13 protein-coding genes and 1 pseudogene are annotated in these 17538 nt (G+C 57.0%); 9 read left to right on the top strand and 5 right to left on the bottom strand.

Annotation, left to right across the window (positions count from 1 at the left end; translation table 11 throughout):
- The first annotated feature begins 97 nt into the window (after window positions 1-97).
- Window positions 98-1291, top strand: a complete 1194-nt coding sequence (locus tag AWB69_RS42845) for a tyrosine-type recombinase/integrase (protein WP_062092825.1) — start codon at window positions 98-100, stop codon at window positions 1289-1291.
- Window positions 1292-1537: 246 nt separating this feature from the next.
- On the opposite strand, the gene AWB69_RS42840 is transcribed toward AWB69_RS42845, so the two are convergent.
- On the bottom strand, window positions 1538-2215 hold the full coding sequence (locus tag AWB69_RS42840; protein ID WP_062092824.1) for a hypothetical protein: 678 nt from the start codon (window positions 2213-2215) through the stop codon (window positions 1538-1540).
- Between the two features lie 149 nt (window positions 2216-2364).
- Here AWB69_RS42840 and AWB69_RS42835 point away from each other — a divergent pair, with 149 nt between their 5' ends.
- The 8 genes from AWB69_RS42835 to AWB69_RS51030 all read left to right on the top strand — a co-directional run bounded on the left by AWB69_RS42835 (window position 2365) and on the right by AWB69_RS51030 (window position 14174).
- Window positions 2365-3030 carry a DUF2971 domain-containing protein gene (locus tag AWB69_RS42835; RefSeq protein WP_063978043.1) on the top strand — a complete coding sequence of 222 codons (666 nt, stop codon included), beginning with the start codon at window positions 2365-2367 and terminating at the stop codon, window positions 3028-3030.
- A gap of 320 nt (window positions 3031-3350) precedes the next feature.
- Window positions 3351-8324: an NACHT domain-containing protein gene (locus AWB69_RS42830; protein ID WP_062092822.1), complete on the top strand. Its 4974-nt coding sequence runs from the start codon at window positions 3351-3353 to the stop codon at window positions 8322-8324.
- A 257-nt stretch (window positions 8325-8581) separates the two neighbouring features.
- Window positions 8582-9544: a DUF4238 domain-containing protein gene (locus tag AWB69_RS42825; protein WP_062092821.1), complete on the top strand. Its 963-nt coding sequence runs from the start codon at window positions 8582-8584 to the stop codon at window positions 9542-9544.
- 309 nt (window positions 9545-9853) lie between these two features.
- Window positions 9854-11314 (top strand): ISKra4 family transposase, encoded by a 1461-nt coding sequence (locus AWB69_RS48415; protein WP_156529182.1) that lies wholly within the window; start codon window positions 9854-9856, stop codon window positions 11312-11314.
- Window positions 11315-11361: 47 nt separating this feature from the next.
- Window positions 11362-12459: a tyrosine-type recombinase/integrase gene (locus AWB69_RS42815; protein WP_062092820.1), complete on the top strand. Its 1098-nt coding sequence runs from the start codon at window positions 11362-11364 to the stop codon at window positions 12457-12459.
- A gap of 78 nt (window positions 12460-12537) precedes the next feature.
- On the top strand, window positions 12538-13029 hold the full coding sequence (locus AWB69_RS42810; RefSeq protein WP_062092819.1) for a hypothetical protein: 492 nt from the start codon (window positions 12538-12540) through the stop codon (window positions 13027-13029).
- A 633-nt stretch (window positions 13030-13662) separates the two neighbouring features.
- Window positions 13663-13872 (top strand): hypothetical protein, encoded by a 210-nt coding sequence (locus AWB69_RS50090; RefSeq protein ID WP_062092817.1) that lies wholly within the window; start codon window positions 13663-13665, stop codon window positions 13870-13872.
- A 152-nt stretch (window positions 13873-14024) separates the two neighbouring features.
- Entirely contained in the window at window positions 14025-14174 is a 150-nt protein-coding gene (locus AWB69_RS51030) for a hypothetical protein (protein ID WP_082913851.1), read from the top strand.
- Window positions 14175-14231: 57 nt separating this feature from the next.
- Here the strand turns inward: AWB69_RS51030 and AWB69_RS42795 are convergent.
- The 4 genes and pseudogenes from AWB69_RS42795 to AWB69_RS46610 form a co-directional block, all read right to left on the bottom strand.
- A pseudogene (locus AWB69_RS42795) lies at window positions 14232-15397 on the bottom strand (porin).
- Between the two features lie 172 nt (window positions 15398-15569).
- Complete coding sequence (locus tag AWB69_RS42790) at window positions 15570-16541, bottom strand: amidohydrolase family protein (RefSeq protein ID WP_062092816.1); 972 nt, start codon at window positions 16539-16541, stop codon at window positions 15570-15572.
- 228 nt (window positions 16542-16769) lie between these two features.
- Window positions 16770-16979 carry a hypothetical protein gene (locus AWB69_RS42785; protein ID WP_062092815.1) on the bottom strand — a complete coding sequence of 70 codons (210 nt, stop codon included), beginning with the start codon at window positions 16977-16979 and terminating at the stop codon, window positions 16770-16772.
- A 73-nt stretch (window positions 16980-17052) separates the two neighbouring features.
- Window positions 17053-17289 carry a hypothetical protein gene (locus tag AWB69_RS46610; RefSeq protein WP_075644098.1) on the bottom strand — a complete coding sequence of 79 codons (237 nt, stop codon included), beginning with the start codon at window positions 17287-17289 and terminating at the stop codon, window positions 17053-17055.
- Between the last annotated feature and the right edge of the window lie 249 nt (window positions 17290-17538).

Here is a 17538-nt window from a genome sequence, read left to right as displayed (position 1 = left end):
GTTAATTAACTTGAAATAGAATATTTAATTTAGACATTATGACGATAATGTCGAGTAAAATGACGCATTCTCTGAATGGGCTACGTCTCACCCCACCATGCCGTTTCCTGAGCCCTTCCGCGTGTCCGACGGCACCGTTGTGCCGATCGAGAACTTGTATCTCCCACCAGAGCTCGACGGTAGCGTCGGCACGAACCGCTCGCTCGGCGCCCGGCCCCAAATTGCGGCCCAAAACGACGTCGACGCGATCCGGGCGTGGCTCACGCGATTCGTCGACACAAAAGCAACCTTCGACACCTACCGCAAGGAGTCCGAACGCTTGCTGCTGTGGTCGACCACCGAACTGCGCAAGCCGCTTTCCTCGCTCACGCACGAAGACCTGCTTGTCTATCGGCGGTTTCTGGCCGACCCGCAACCGGCGCAACGCTGGGTCATGACTGGTCGCAAGGTGGCCCGCGCGGACCCATCCTGGCGGCCGTTCGCGGGACCCCTCTCCCCCGCGAGCGAGCGACAAGCGTTTGTGATTCTGAATACGCTGTTCGCGTGGCTGGTCAACGCGGGCTATCTGGCCGGCAATCCCCTGTCTCTATCGCGTCAGCGTGCGCGTAAGGCGAAGCCTCGCGTGACGCGCTTCCTCGAGGACGATCTTTGGCAGGCCGTCAAAACCTCGATCGATGCGATGCCGCGTGACACCGCGCGGGCGCAGGAACACTACGCACGCGTGCGCTGGCTGATCTCGCTCTTGTATTTGTTGGGTCTGCGCATCTCGGAAGTCGTGAGCAATCCGATGGGCAGCTTTTTTAGACGGCGCGATCACGACGGCCAGGACCGATGGTGGCTGACGATCGTCGGCAAGGGCGACAAGGAACGTTTGCTGCCGGCGACGACCGAACTGATGGCGGAGCTGACACGCTATCGCCGACACTATGGTCTCGCGGCGCTGCCCTATGGCGGTGAAACGACCCCACTGCTGTTGCCGATCGGTGGCACGCATCGGACGATGACGCGCGGCGCCGTGCACCTGATCATCAAACAGGTGTTCGACAATGCGATCGGGCACTTGCAGTCGACGGGCGAAGCGCACGAGCGCGCAGCAGAACGGCTGCGCCAGGCGTCTGCCCATTGGCTGCGACACACGGCAGGCTCTCGCATGATGGATGGCCAAGTCGATCTGCGATACGTGCGGGACAACCTGGGGCATGAATCGATCTCGACGACCAGCCAATACTTGCACGCGGACGACGATGATCGACATCGGGCAACAGAAGCCGGGCTTAGACTCAACTGGTAGCGATTTGTGGGGCCGGATGCCGACTACCAACGATTGGCACAAGTCGACCCGCGGCGGACTGTCGACCTACCGAAACAATGATGGCTTTTTGCAAAGTGAAACGGACGTTCGTCGGACAAAGTCCTTGAACAGATAATCTGCTTGAGCTGTCAATCGCTAAGACCGGTAGCGCCGGTAAAGTCGCGATCTTCAATATTGATTGCAAGAGTGGCCCAGTTTGTCCTCCGCCTCGTGCAATCGCTTCACTCACGCGGTGACGGGTTCGTTCTGTAGCCGTGGTACCTCCCTATTGAACTGGGCGTGCAACTCCGGGATCAGGGTCACGCCCTCGCGCTGCTTCTGGAAGGCCTCCCTGCGTTGTTCGACGATCGACCGGAAGTGCTCGACGTGGTTTTCTGTGTCACACTCACCGGCCTGAATGTCCCGGCGGATAGCTGCTGCGATTACTGCGGCCTTCAGACCATAGAACGCGACGCGCTCTGTCTCCAGGTCGTACGCATCACCGAGATCCGCCCACTCCGACCACTGCTCTCCAATCCAGCAGCTCGTTGATTCGAACTGTTCGGGTAGCACCTTCACTTTGGCGACAAACGGGATGGGAAGTTCGCTCCACGTGGGTTCCGGATCGAAAGCAAAAGTGAACGGTTTGAGCCGGCTCAGAAAGGACTCGTCATGATTCACGGCCCGTTGCCAGAGTCCGTTCTCGATGTCGTAAAGACGGGCGTTGCATTGTTTGCCGAACGACTCCAGACTCAGCGCAAGATCGAGGTAAACGTGTCCTATGCGCCTTGCATCCCTCTCGTCTTCGCGTTTGCGTTCGACGTATTTCAATCTTGCGCTCCAGATAACATTCACGACCGCGCTGATAACCGCGCTCGACATCACAAGAGTGAGCCAGTTTGCGCTTGCCGCTTCGACTGTCATAGGATGTGTCCATTCATCGTTTTCGACGATTGTAGACGACAGTTCGCCGGCTAGCGGTTCGGCGGCGCTAAAATTCCGTTTGTAACAACTCTGGCACGCCTTGCCAGAAAATGTTTCTTCAATACCGCAGATAGACTCAGAGAGAACGAATGCGCCTGTACTACATGACGAGCGAGCATTGGGGGGCATCTGACCTTGCTTGCAAGCATCTGAAGTTTTCGCGCTTCGACGACCTCAATGATCCATTCGAACTGCTAAGCGCGCACCTCGGAGAGCGCTCAGCACGCCACTTCTATAACAGTTTGAGATGCGCCGTTGCCGAACGTTTCAGCGTGATTTGCTTCTCGGACAATTGGCGCAGCCCCGTTATGTGGGCACACTACGGTGACAAGCACAAAGGCTTGTGCCTCGGGTTTGACGTCAAGGAAGCGGCCGAAGTTAAATATCAACCGCAACGTCTGAAGTACGAGCTTGATCAGACGCAAACTGGTGTTCGCGTGTCAGCCGAACTGGCCAAGATCGCCATGACGACGAAGTTTGATGAGTGGAGCTATGAACGAGAGTGGCGGGTCTTCAAGGAATTGACAGCACAGCACCCCGACGGAAACTATTATCAGGAGTTTGGCGACGTCATCCAGCTACGTGAGGTCATCATCGGTGCCCGCTGCAACTTGACGGCAAACGATATTTCCAAGCTTGTCGGCGATGTTGAGCAGTCCGTGACCGTTATCAAGGCCCGTCCAGCCTTCCAACGATTCGAGGTTACCCGCCAGGTACAGGTTAAACCAGTCGTCATTGGCAGGCATAACGCTTAAGGAATCAGCCAATGTCTCGACGTTACCTGTCTGCGTGATACAAGGCCCCATGGATCATATCCGAACGACTGGCCGTCTGGCGACGCATTGGGTGAGCTAGTATTCGCTTCTTGCTGCCAAGCCAGCCTGGCGCTTGTTGTCAGACGCACCATAATCGCCGACGCGCCAAATGGTAAGGTGTAGCGTCGTGACCAGTCGGTGTCTGCAATGTCCACAGGCTATACCAAAGTCTTCGCGAGTCATTTGGCCGACCAATATAATTATTTGCATAGGTGTGAAGTGTCTACGCGCGTGTGAACGAGTGACGAGAGAAGGAGATCATGGACAACGAAAGACCTACGGCGGAACAAGAGGCGCGTAACGACGTAAGCCGTGAAGACATTGACCCGTTGCTTGATGCCGAATTAAATGGGCCTGTGGACGGGATTCCCTCCCATCCGCCCGTCACGACTAGGGTTCAGGTACTTCCCTTCGGGGCACTGACTTGGGAGAATTTCGAGCGTCTTTGTTATCGACTAGCTGGCAAAGCGCAGCGGGTGGAACACGTCGCCCGATACGGGCGACCGGGCCAAGCTCAACAGGGCATCGACCTTTTCGTGCGGGGAACAAACGCCAAATACGAAGTGTGGCAGGTGAAACGCTATGAATCCGTCACGGCGACGGATGTTGCCGCTATGGTCAGCAAGTTCCGCGCGGGAGCCTGGAAAGACAAATCGGAAAAGCTAATTCTCGCCGTGCAGGCCTCGCTGGCCGATACAAAGGTACAGGACGGGATCGAAGAGCAGGCCGCGGCACTGAAAGCGGTCGGAGTCACCTTGGTGCCGCACGGCGGAGAAGAACTCAGCGAGCTCTTGAGAAGCAATCCCGACATCGTCGACGATTTTTTTGGTCGACAATGGGTAGAAGCCTTTCTTGGGCCAGACATAGCAAAGGCGCTCGGTTCGCGACTCGACGGTGGGGAATTCGCCCGGGTACGCGCCCAGTTGTACAAGTACTACGACGCGCACTTTCATCTATTGGATGTCGGAGTTGCCTTGCCGCTTAAGATGGAAGGCGCAGATTACGGTGCGCCTCCATCGCTGCTGCAGCGTTTCATCGTTCCCGATGTAGTTGTCCGAGATACTGTTGCCGGCGACACACCTGCGACGCAGGAGCCATCAGGTTTGGGCGGTAGACCTGCAGACAGCGAAACGGCGCCGAGGCAGACTAAAGCGTCACGGCGCAATTACGTTCGCAGGTCTCCACTGGGGACATGGCTCGCGGAAGGACAACACTTGGCCGTCATTGGAGATTCAGGCAGTGGAAAAAGCGTGCTGCTTAGATGCATCGCGCTTGACTTGTTGAGCGAAAAGCAGATTTTCCCGCAGATAGCGCATCGTTGGGGTGGCCTTCTGCCGCTCCACATTTCCTTTTCCCGGTGGAGTCGACTCAGTGCTGCTCGAGGACGACCAGCCGGCCTTAAGGATGTGATAGCCGAAACTCTGCAGCCGGCCCTTACAACAGATTTGCTCTCCCTCATGGATCGCGCAGTCGACGAACGCCGCTGCTTGTTATTGATTGACGGACTCGACGAGTGGTCGGAAGAGCAGGCGGCGCGCACCACGCTTCAACAGATTATGGCGTTTGTTGCGACGCACAATGTGCCCACAATAATGACCGCACGGCCTCGAGGCCTGGAAGAGATTGGATCGATTCCGCCGGAATGGCGTACTGCCGAGTTGGCACCGTTGTCTCTTGAGCAGCAGAGGGCACTTGCCAGGGTATGGTTCTCCAAAGCCCTCCCATCTCGAGTTGCCGGCGATGGACTACGCCTTGGAGATAGGATGCCAATCGATGCGCGTCTCGACCGGTTTTTTATGGAGCTCACTCGAGACAGGCGGCTGTTCTCCCTCGCCGGCAATCCGCTCCTCCTTGTTGGTCTTGTTGCGCTCTCCCTGCGTCAGGTCGCGCTGCCCCGAAATCGGCTTCAGGCCTTGCAGAGCCTAGTTGCTATTCTTTTGGAAACGCATCCTGAAGGGCGTGCGACAGCGGCTGGGGACACGACGACGCGATTCATCCATATACCCGACACGGATGACAGGCGCGCAGCGCTCGCCCGACTGGCGTTCGTTTCGCGATCCGAGAACGGCGGTGGGACCTACAACATTAGGAGCGCCAGGAAAACGATTCGGGAGTATCTAGCAGACCCGGATGCTTTCGCCTATTCGACCGATCGCGCACAAAACGCAGCCAGTGAAATGTTAGCCGTGAACGCCGAAACGGTAGGGCTTGTTTCGGAGCGAGCTCCCGGCGAAATCGGCTTCGCACACGCAGCGTTTGAGGAGTATCTTGCTGCAGAACACATCCAGACATGGAGCCTCCAAGACATGCTGGATTTTGTCCGCGTGACGTCAGGCGACACACTATGGCGCAACGTCATTTCAAATCTGGTGTGCTTACTTAAGCGTCCGACGGAAGTAGAGTCGGTCGTCTCCACCATCGAGACAGCGCAGCGCGAGGAAGCAAGTATCGAGGGCGCGATAGGCCGCGACGTCCTCCTCGCCGATATTGCGTTCAACGCGGCCAGGAAGCATCCCGCAACGGCGCGGAGACTAATGGACCGTGCTTTCGATATCATTGAAACCGGCGATTGGATGCTGGCCCGCCGCGAGGTGCTAAAAGCAGCGCTGACGAACGCCGGTGAGACACCCTCACCGATCGACGATCGACTTTCATCATGGCTTCCCCGTCGGGAGAGATACCTGCGCAACGTGTTCGCCGTCCTCGGCGATTGGAACCCGGCGGCAGACTTGCAGGAAGCGTTAATGCGCGGGGTCCACGATGAGGAGCCCGCAAATCAGCGCAGCGCGGCACAAGCGCTCAGTCGCGTATATCGCGGTGATGACCAAGTACGGGAAAGGCTTCGCGAATTAGCGCGTTCCACCCTAGACCTTTCGGTAGCTGCGGCATCGCTAGGGGCGTTGACGAACGGATGGCCCGAGACGCCTGGTCTTTCCGACCTGCACGATGCTGCCCTCGAGTCTCGGTTTCCAATGCTTAGGTTTACAGGGGCGATGGGGCGAATCACGAGCGGTCGAGCGGACGGACGCGATCGAGACTGCCTCATGGACCTGCTCTCGGAGTTTTCCGACATTGACTATTGGGAACGTCCGGCCGCGTGGACGACGCTCGCGCAGAAGTGGCCGGATGACGTCACTATTATTGACGCCGCGCTTAACAGCCTTGGTAGGCAAGGTGGGCGGCGTCGGCAACTCGACCGTGAACCCGCTACCCATTACCTGCTCCGCTGCTCCCCTACAAACACCAGAGTGACAAATTGGGTCAGATACGAGGTGAAGCAAGAACACCCGTTCATTCTTACCCACGATGATCTGATATGGGACCGGGTAGCCGTCTTTGCGGCCGAACATGATGACATTCGTGCGAGCGTCATCACACTCGTTCGATCCGATTACGGACGATACAACCTTCACTCTATGCAGGGGCTTCTCGTCAAGCTCCACGGCAATGAACTGCGTGATGAATTAATCCACATTGCGCGGACTGAAGACTGGATGCCGTACTGGGCCGTGGCCCCTCTCATCGAAGGTTGGGGCCGCTCGGATCCAGTCGTTGCCGCGTTTATGGACGAAATCGCGGCGTGGGATGACGACAAGCTCCAGGGGCTGGCGGCTCTACTCCCACAGATATTGCCGGACTTCGATCTTTGCCGCGCGCGACTTTTGGGGCTTACGCGCGCTCCGGGAAGGAAGAGGTTCGATTTTATTACGCGAGGCTTGGCCATTCTCGGATGCACGGCAAAAGATACAGAAGTTATTAATACGCTTCTTGCCGGTATCAACCGTGGAGTGCCTGCCTTCGACCCGGGTCAAGTCCTGATCGAGCACTTTCATGCTAGCCCCCGCGTCAGGGAATACGCCTTACAGACTATGAAGGATCGTTCGCCGCCGATTCCAACGCTGGCACGGGTATATGAAAACGACCAAGAGATCCGCGCGCTTGTGTTGGCTTTCGCCCGTCCACTACCAGCACAGCTTCGCGGCGACATTATCGAGGCGGCTTCAGCGGAGGCGAGCAGTCGACCAGCATTTGGGCGTGCTCTAGAGGACTACGACATCGAGGTCGATAGCGAACTGAAAATCACCGCGTCGATCTATTACCATCGAAATATTATTCGTGCGGTTGCGGGAACAAGCAGCGACCATTTGAGCCGGCTCCGAGGCGATCTGCTCGCTGTTGGGCCGGACCTCAATGAACGGCGTGCCGCGGCGTTCGCAGGTATGGTCGTGCTGGGCCACGTCGACGATGTCACGTCTATGACAGAACACGAGGGCAAACCGTTGACTATCCGACCCGGAGCCTTGCGAGAAGAAAGCGAGAGCCTGGCGGCTTTGATGTGCGAGCGATGGGACGAAGTGTTAAAGGCTTTTGGAAGTAGTTTTCCGGCGCGGTTCGGGAATTTCAGAGCGAACGATGGCCGCCTATGGGACTTCTTGGCGCCACATATCAACGCGTCTCCCGCCGCCCGCCGTGATTTCCTGTCCTTTTGCGCTTCGACGGAAACGGTCCTTAGTCTGCGCAGCTTCATCGCGCTCGCTCGAGAGCAACCATCCAGTGAGTTGTTGCTCGAACATTGCTGCCGCGTGTTCTTACCGGACTTGCGCGGTGCCGAGGTATCTTATTCGCCGTGGGACATTGAGCGGGTACGCCTAGAGGTCGCATACATCATCCGCGACCATTTCCCGACTAGGAGGCAGGTGAGGGAGCAGCTGCGCGAGGCGTTTGCGCGCGGTCGGCGTCATGTGATCGTAGCGTTGCTTTTGCTGGGACCTGGCGATCCGCTTTTTGAACGGATCCCGCATGGCCCGAAGGACATCATTGAGCACTACAGGGACTGGGTCGTCGCGGTGCATCTTGCAGCCGCTCGCAGTGGCGCGGACGAATTTGTGGAGGTTGTATACGCGATGGTGAATCGCGGGGAGCATGGGATTTGGGATTTTCAGGAGATTACGAATCGTGCAGTTATTGAACGTTTGCAGCGTGACGCTGACGTGGTTCAACGCTTTAAAACCAAGTTGGCGTGCGGCCCCAGCGAATGTGAAATAGCAAGTTTGCCGCGCTATCTGATGGCGGCCGGGGCGATGGGCACGGACGTTGTGCAACAGTGCCGATCGCTCCTGGGCGACGAACGGCGACGTCTGCTTCCCAAGGCCGGCTACGACGCGATAGACGATTCAACGCGAGCTGTATCGGTAAGTCTGCTGGAGATTCTCGCTCCATCGCTATCGCCTTAGGGTGCATCGTAATGGGACCTCTGCGCAGGTTGCAACTGCCCTATCAACTCGCGGCATCAATGCTGGTTCATACTGGCCCAACGCTGTCGAATAGGCGTTTCGAGAAGCGAAGTGGTAGCGTCATCAAAACACCGGGGCGCACAGATAACAAGGGCTCAGTCCCGGCGTAGAACGGACATTCGAATGTCCGCCCAAGTACGAAGTCGGCTCGAACGTTCCCGTAACTTATTCTGCCCAGAACTCAGAACCTGCCGCATATGACCGCTCGAAATCACCATTTCATACCTCAGTGCTATCTGAAAGCATTCGCCCGCAATTCGAGCAAGAATTCGAAGCTGCTCGCCATCGATTTCGAATCAAAGACCACATTCGGCACCAGCCCTAAGAACGTCGCAGTGCAGCGCGACTTCAATCGCGTCGATCTAGACGGCCTGCCGATGGATGCGCTTGAGCAGGACTACGCAAAGCTAGAAGGTCGTGTTGCGGCCGCACTTCGTGCGATTGAAGAGACTGAGCGCTTTGACGATATCGATCATCTGAGCAGCATCGTGAACCTCATTGCCATACTCGCGGTTCGGACGCCCAAAGGACGGGAATCCAGGCGCCGAATTGCCGAGCGTGTCATTAAAGACTCGTTCCGCGATAACACCGCTTCGAGAGAAGCCTACGGCGCACATGAGGAACTCACGCGCGAGCAAAGACAGGCGGCGAACATCCCCAATTTCCCGTATGAAACCATAAAAGCCTACGTCGACGACGATCAATACTCCATCGAACTCTCGACGATGCACCACATCGAACAGGAACTCCCGATGTATCGCGAGATTTTCCCGTATCTGCGAGATCGCCAATGGCGATTGTGGATCACGCCGGCGGACAGCGGTGGCTTCGTGACGTCCGACCATCCTGTGGGCATAGTCTGGCAGGAAAGCCCCCCTGACGGCAGCGCGCCGGGCTTCGCATCGCCGAACTCGTCCGTATCCTTTCCGCTTTCGAAAACCATGGCCATCAGCGGGCATTTCGACGCTCAGGGTGGCACCTACATCGCAACGCGCGAACATGTCGCAACCATCAATACAATCACCATCTGCTTTGCAGATCGCCAGGTGTATTCCGAAGACGAGCGATTTGAATACATGTGGGACGGACAAATCAAAAGGAACAGCGGGACCGGTCTCCTGAATGACCTACTCGCCGTCCGTAAAGGCGATGCCCGATAGTCAGCGCTATCTGATTTCTTCATCGATACGACACGCCATGCTGGGCTCACCCCGGATCGCGGGGTTGTGCTGATGCACGGAAGCACCGTAGACCACAATGAAGTTTCCACCGATTCGAGAGTGAGCCAAACCGTGGGAGGCCATTTTCGCTGACTTGACCGCCGCCATAGACGGCAAGACGGCGGCGTACCCGATGGGATACGCCGCTTGGAGTCTGCGAAGTTTCCAACGAGAAAAGCCCAGCACGGCCGCCCGGCACGCTCGTTGTTCAGCTACGCTGGCGACGTTGCCAACCCGATTGGAGTTGCTATGCGACTGATCATCGAGGCCCGCCTGGAGGCGGGGGAAACGAGTGAGACTAAAGCGACGACCGTTGCTGTGGTCGAACGAAAAGACCGGAGCGTCGCCGACCTGGGACTTACACTTGCCGAAGGCCGCGCCTTGCTCGCTGAGATTCAATCGTTGCTGGTGTCGGAGCAGGCTGCCGGGTGGATGGAGAGCCAATTGGTTTGCGACCGTTGTGGCTCGATGCTGGCGCACAAGGACGCCCGGTCGATCGTGCTGCGAACCGTATTTGGCAAGGTCGACGTGCCCAGTCCGAGGCTGTTGACGTGTAGGTGCACGGCGAAGCGAGGGCAACCGCGCCGCTCAGTGAGTCCGCTGTGCAGGGTCGTTCACCAGCGTGTGACGCCGGAATTGGAGTACCTGCAGGCCAAATGGGCCGCCCATCTACCTTACCGGCAGGCAACTGAGCTGCTTCGAGAGGTCCCTCCGCTAGACAAGGGGATTTCCTTTGGTAGTACTCGCCGTCGGATCCTCGCCATCGGTAGGGCGCTGGACGCGCAGATCGAGCGCGATATCGCGTCTGGACCAAAAGCGGTCAGCGCAGAGCAGGTTCGCGAATCGACCACCGTCGGCTGCGTGAGCGTCGACTCGGCGTGGCTGAGCTTCAGCAGCAGCCCCAAGAGTCGTAAAGCGGCGCGCGACCTTGCCGAGGTGAAATCGCCTTGGGCGCAGAAGTTCACTCGGGATCGGCATGTCAACATTGTTGCGGGCCGTGCAATTTTTGCTGATCGCACCCCGCGTCTCTACGCGTACGTACATAAGCTGATGCCATCGGCGCCCGCGCGGCTGGACCAATTTCTCTTTGCAAGCGGCGTGGCTCCAAACGAGCGAGTCACCGTGATCAGCGATGACGCTGGCGAATTCGGCAAGGCTGTGGACGGCAGCCAGCTCGCTAGGGGGAGGATTCTGGACTGGTTTCACATCGCGATGAAGTTTAAGGCTGCCAAGAACTCGGTGTTAGGAAGCCAGACGATTGAGCCCGAAGAGCGAATCGCTGTAGAGAAAGAGATCGATCACTCCAAGTGGCTAGTTTGGCATGGAAAAGGCCGACAAGCCGTTTTCCGCATCAAAGCCCTGGACGCCACGCTGCTGGCAAGGGAAGGCTATGAGCACTCGACGTTGTACTGGAACCTGCGCCGCCTGTACTTCTACATCGAGCACAACGCCGGTACGCTGGTGAACTATGGAATGCGCTATCACAAGGGACTACCGATCAGCAGCAGCATTGCAGAGTCCGCGGTGAACCTGGTGGTCAGCCATCGCATGGCGAAGAAGCAACAAATGCGATGGACGGACGAGGGAGCGCACTGTCTGGCACAGGTCAGAGTTGCCGTTCTCAACAAGGAATTCTCGGTTAAGAAACTTGCCGGGTTGACCAAAACTTTTGTAGCGGCGAATTCGCCGAGTGCGCGCCGAGCGGCGTGAATTGACCTCCCACAGTTTGGTTCACTCTCTTCGGACTGCAAATATAAATGTCAATCCAGCTCGGAGCAGTTCCGACCCGCCAGGACTTGCAGAGATTTCGAATTGACAAAGTTATTTCGGTTTACGTCGACACGACGGTAACCTTCGACACCTATCGCAAGGAGTCCGAACGCCTGCTGCTGTGGTCGACCACCGAACTGAGGAAACCCCTCTCCTCGCTCACGCACGAAGACCTCCTCATCTACCGGCGGTTTCTGGCCGACCCGCAACCCGCACAGCGCTGGGTCATGAGCGGTCGAAAAGTGGCCCGCGCAGATCCGCACTGGCGGCCGTTCGCGGGCCCGCTCTCGCCCGCGAGCGAGCGTCAGGCGTTTGTGATTCTGAACACGCTCTTCGCGTGGCTCGTCAACGCGGGCTACCTGGCCGGCAACCCGCTGTCCTTATCGCGCCAACGCGCGCGCAAGGCTAAGCCGAGGGTGACGCGCTTCCTCGGGGACAATCTCTGGCGGGCCGTTAAAACCTCCATTGATGCAATGCCCCGCGACACCGCGCGCGAACAGGAACACTACGCGCGCGTACGCTGGCTGATCTCCCTCCTGTATTTGATGGGCCTGCGCATTTCGGAAGTCGTGAGCAATCCGATGGGCGGCTTTTTTAGACGGCGGGACCGCGACGGCCAGGATCGGTGGTGGCTCACGGTCATCGGCAAGGGCGACAAGGAACGCTTGCTGCCGGCGACGACCGAACTCGTGGCGGAGCTGACACGCTATCGCCAACACTACGGTCTGGCGGCCCTCCCCTATGGCGGTGAGACGACACCGCTGCTGTTGCCGATCGGTGGCAACCACCGGACGATGACACGGGGTGCCGTGCACCTGATCATCAAGCAGGTGTTCGACAATGCGATCGGCCATCTGCAGTCGACGGGCGAAGCACACGAGCGCGCGGCCGAGCAGCTGCGCCAGGCCTCTGCCCATTGGCTGCGGCACACGGCGGGCTCACACATGATGGATGGGCAAGTCGATCTGCGATACGTGCGGGACAACCTGGGGCATGCGTCTATCTCGACCACGAGCCAGTACCTGCATGCGGACGACGACGACCGGCATCGTGCAACCGAGGCCGGACTACGACTCAACTGGTAGCAAGATGACTATCCTGTCGTATCCCGTCAATCGCGTGCACGAACTCTTGCCGCTCGCCCGTTAAAACACCTCTACACCATGGACATTCTTGATTCGCTTCGGCAGGCGCCTAGCGCCGAGCTATATCGCCTCTATCTTGCAATCGGCAAAATGCTTGATGACCCGCGACGTATTCTCGAAATACTTCAACGCCTGCATCTGGGGATGGCCGTCAACTACGTTAGCGACCACCCGCTTGGACCGCCTGCACAAGGCACCATCGTCGGACTCCGCCAGACGCAGGCAGTGGTTCAAGACAGCGCAACTCGACGCCGTTGGGCCGTGCTATACGCGGCAATCATTCCGGACACCGCGAGTGCCCCGGACCACGTCGAACCGGTATCACCGCCGAGAATGCAGCGTGAAGAATTCTTCATCGGCGACACAGTCGGCTTCACCGACAAGCACCTAAGCAAGCGCGTCGGAATCATCGTCAGGCTGAATGCCAAGACTGCATCTATCGCCGTCAATGACAGCGATGGCCACTCGCGTGTTTCCTACGCTTTACTGCGAAAAATCATCGACATCTAGCGCTGCAGAAACGCCAGAATGGGATTCCGCTGAGTTCCGTCGGACGGATCAAATCAACTGTTGGCAAAGTCTCTTTCGGCGATGCCATACGGACGAGATCGGTTATTAAAGGCTTTCCCGCCTTTATCGTTGTCGGTCCCTTGCGGGATCTGTTCCCTATAAAATGGAAGTCAGTCCGATTGATTTGGAGACCTCTCATGGTCAGATGGCTGCTTGCGATTGCCATCGTGTCGGTGGGCGTTGGTACGGAGACTCCAGCTCGCGCAGATGTGGATTCAGACAGGGCCGCCATGACGGAACGGCTGCAGCGTTGGACGGTGGCATTTAACGCTCGCGATGCTGCAGACAGTGAGCAATCTGGTGAGATTGCCTTATAGTCGCGGCTTCTTGTGATCGTGTTGCATAGATAAGGGAGTGTGCCTCCGATGATACACAGGTTGACGGAGCCTCCGCAGTGGTCCGACGCCGGGAAAACCGGTTACATGGCGAAAGGGGCAGTCGAAGTGGTTTGCTGGGTTGATTAACTGACCATAGTGAGGTGAAGACCTTTGATAATCAGTGAAATGAAAAGCAGAGTGGCGACATGGTCAACGGAGAACAAAGAGCGCAAGTTCGATCGACTCCTGAGACTAATTGCCGACAAGAATTGGCCGAGCGAAGCAGCTCGTATCACGCTTGCTTCTAGCGGAGCACACGCCGGGCGTGGACGGTGTCGAGAAGCGCATGATGGAAGCGAACCTCCAGCATGTCATCTCGCCCTTGTTATCCAACATCATGCTGCATGAATTTGATGCGTGGATGAAAGTGAACTACCTGAACAAGAAAGTGTGGAAGGATCAGTAGACATGGAACTTCGCAATTCTCAAGCAGCGTCCCATTACTGTGCGAGAAAACCGGCAATGGAAACCAGCTATCTCCTACTGTCGGTATGCGGATGACTTTGTGATCGTGGTCAAGGCAAGGCTCCCCGATTTTTGTGCCTCGATCCGACTGGCATGATGCTCTACGTGACTAACGAGAACTCTCACACCATCGTTCAATTCGAACTCGACAACGATACCGCTCGACCACGCCCAACCGGCCAGGTGATTCATACCGGAAGCCCGGTCCGCATTGCGTTCAACAGGCATAAGCGTCGACGATAAAGCCGTCCCCTCTCTCTACCTGCCCCGGAACGATCGGAGCAGGCTCGACAGCGCCAGTTAGAACTTCGTGCGCATCCCGACGCGAATGAGCGTTTGGGCGGAAGAAGAAGACGGGCTTAAAGTGTTGATCGCAGCAACAGCGGAGTGATTACTCGAATCGGTACCTGACGCGTGTTGGTAAACACCCAAGAGATAGACATCGGTGCGCCTCGACAAGAAGTAATGCGCAGCGAGCTCGCCCTGATGGTACCTGGCGCCATCGTTGCTTCCGACGCCCCCACTGTCCGTGTAGTCGTACACTGCACCCAGCTGGAGAGCAGGCGTGACAAAATAGCTGAAGCTAACCTCGGCGTTGTTGAAGGCCGCTGTGCCGGAGTATCGACTCGGGTTGGGTCCGGACGTGATGTCTCCGAGATTGATGAATTTCGTGTTTGAGTAGGTCGCGCCGATCGTAGCCTTCCCGATGACGTATTGAGCGCCAGCTCCAATTGCCTGGTACGTGTGCGCCGACAGAAACCCCCCGTATATCGGAGAGGACACGCTAGCAGTCGTCGCAACTGGGGTCGAAGACGTACCCGACCCGAAAAAACTCAGATTCGGATTGCGTGCGTTCAAGTAGCCCGCGCCAACTGTAAGGGCGCCAGATGCATACTTAGCCCCCGCGCCCCAGATCTGGCTACGCGACGTGTCGCCAGCGACCCCACCAAAGCTGTAGAGGCCGCTGAAAGCGACGCCACCGAAACTCGGGCTCGTGTACTTCACAGAGTTGTTGATCCGATTCGTATTGTTCAGATTGTCGAGATCACCCGGATGCGAACCGACGTTTCCTGCCCATTGCGTTGACACCACCATGCCACCCACTGCGTCCACAAGCGGGTCGTACTGGCGTCCGAGCGTGACGGTTCCATAAGGCGAAGACAAGCCGGTGTACGCTTGCCGTCCGAACATCCGCCCCCCTGAGAAAGAGTTCCGTTCGTGACGTCGAATCCGTTCTCGAGACGGAAGATCGCTTTGATGCCTGATCCAAGATCCTCTGCACCGAGCAGACCCCATCGGCTTCCGTTACTAACGCCGCTCGTCATCGAATATTGATGGTTGCCCCCGACATTCGTGATCGAATTGAAGCCTGCGTCGATGATCCCGTAGAGTGAGACACTGCTTTGCGCATGTGCCAGACTGCCCATACCAACCGCCACGCAAAAAACTCCGAGTTGCCTTTTCATTTACGAGTCTCCAATTTCCAAATTGTTCAACGATTTATTAATCGAACCACAGCAGACACATCCGAAATTTTCATTAGTATTTTTTTATTACTTAGTTATCCTTTTTAATATGTGTCGAATCAGACAGGAATCCCTTGGACTAACGTATCATCTGGGACGTTGGACTAGGTCGCTAAGCAAAAGCGAAGTGAAAGAGCGTCTCGGGGTTATGCACCAGAATCTTCTCCTTCACCGACTGCTCGGGAACGAGCTCCAAAAACCGCTCCAGAAGCTCGGCGTTGTCAACGTGAAAAAAAGGAGTAACCGTAAGCTTGGAATCTGCAGGATTTCTTATCCAAGGAGTGTGCGGCCAATCGCTTCCCCACAACACCCGCTCGGGATTCGCATTGATGAATTCGAGAGCGAGTTCAGCCATACCCGCGTAGATCGGACCATGCGCCTCGTGGTATGGCGCACTTAGCTTTGCGTATGCCTTACCTGACTTCAACAAGCCGAGGACCGCATCAAATCCATCTTGCGTGGTTCCCTCTGCCTTAGCGCCAGCGTAGTGGTCCAATACAAAAGGCGCCGGGGAACGCTCGATGGTCGGCGCGAGCGAACCAATGACTCGCATGGGGAGAAACACTTGCACATGCCACCCCAGTTCGGCCGCTTGCCTACCAGCACGATCGATCAGCGCGGAGAGACCATTCGAATCACGCGGCCCGCTGGGCTGATTGATGCGAATCCCAACGATTCCGGATTTTTTCAGGTTGTCCAACTCTGCCTCAGTCGCATCGGGCGCGACCACTGCAACGCCCCTGGAAGACGGACCTAACTCGCGCAGTGCATCCAGGAGGCAGCGGTTGTCAGTCCCGTAGAAACTAGGTTGTATCAGGACAGACCGGTCTATTCCAAGCTCCTTATGAAGTTTCCGCAGCTCGGAAACTGATGCCATGGGAGGCGTGTAAGCCCGCGACTCGACCATCGGATACTTGTCGTAGGGGCCAACTATATGCGAATGGCAATCGCAGCTATTTACGGGCATAAGCGAACGCAATTTCTTCAACTCCTCGTTCTGATCATGCGCGAAGGTAGGGCTTCCGATAGCCATGCCGGCGACACCAGCGACCATAGCCTTGAGCGCAATCCTTCGTGAATTCACGTCTCCTCCTTTTTAGTTGACGCAGCGTTTGGGGTCTTTTCTTTTTTCGAGTTCAACGTCTCGACTTGCACCAGGCGCCCAGTCGACCAGCATGGCATGCCATGACAATCCCAACTTGGCCGAGCGTTGCTAGTGTCATGAATTGCAAATTCGTTAAATAATTCGGCTCGCTGGTTGCCTTTTGCACAGTGGTCCTGCTCGGACGACAATACGATAAGGTTGCCTCTTTCAGTGCTTTCGCGCGAAGCATGCTTCAGCAGCTTCGGCGGGCGTCAGTCGGGCGTGGAAATAGCCGTGACGACGTCTTACGGTTGCAACGTCGGCGTCGTACGGCCATCGGATAAAGTCCCTTGCGACGGCTGCGTCGTACCAGGCGCGCGTCCACGCTTCCAGATCTCGCTCGTACTCGCGCGGGATCTCGTTCGAATCGTCAAACATAGCGAACTCCTTCTCGGCCGTAGACACGACCGGTGTTAGGTCACGCGCGGAGATATCCTGATCACGCCGCACGTCAACGGATACTCATCGCCGGGCGTTCAGCATCGGGCGGGAACACGCGCCAGGTACCGTCGCCTCCGCGGAAGAAATAGATAGCAAACGTGCCTGTTGATACCGATACCTCAAGGCATACAGAGCGCATCTGGTGGGGGCGTGCGCGACTTCCTCGTGTTACCCGAACTGCCATCGCGGAAGACAACGCAAGCCATTTTTCCACCATAAACCGCAAGGACGTTTCAGTCTTCTCCATCGGCGTCTCCTTCAATCTCGTTTCTGTTGATGCAGCCGGTTGACGTTCCCTTTTGCACTAAACAGGTTGTGCACAAGGAGCGCGGTCCCTTTGCACGGTTTGTAAAGAAATGTCGGCACAACCTGTCCGTAATTACGAGGACGCAGACTTTGTGTGCGAATTTCTAACTCATGACACTGATATGTATTTGACCTGTCCAGTGGTTTATAAAGGATTCTGGTTCGTACAATGTGTTGGTAGCAGAACGGA

This window comes from Caballeronia udeis (assembly GCF_001544555.2).
Lineage (GTDB): Bacteria > Pseudomonadota > Gammaproteobacteria > Burkholderiales > Burkholderiaceae > Caballeronia > Caballeronia udeis.
Note: the sequence above shows the minus strand (reverse complement) of the source record. Positions and strands in the feature narration are given on the sequence as shown.